A 252-nucleotide genomic window follows, 5' to 3' on the forward strand; every position below is an offset into this window, starting at 1 on the left:
GATAGTGCCAACCCGGCCGCCGGCGGCACCGTGAGCTACAGCTACACGCTGGACACACGCGTCGACAACGACAGTCAGGCTGACGCGACGGATGCCGGCTTTACCGAGACGGTGGCCCTGGTGGTCACCGACGATGACGGCAGTGCGGCCAACGGCAGCCTCAGCATCGCGATCGCCGACGATAGCCCGTCCGCGAGTAACGACAGCGACACTATCGCCGAGGAGACCGCTTCCGTTTCCGGCAATGTGCTG

Annotated in this window: 1 protein-coding gene; it reads left to right on the forward strand. The window is 65.5% G+C overall.

Annotated features, from left to right (window positions below; all coding sequences use genetic code 11):
• Positions 1–252: hypothetical protein (locus NFH97_RS21175; RefSeq protein ID WP_349625594.1), on the forward strand; the 252-nt coding region annotated here is incomplete at both ends.

Origin of the sequence: Halomonas sp. SCS19, from assembly GCF_040147015.1 — a bacterium.
Lineage (GTDB): Bacteria > Pseudomonadota > Gammaproteobacteria > Pseudomonadales > Halomonadaceae > Halomonas > Halomonas litopenaei.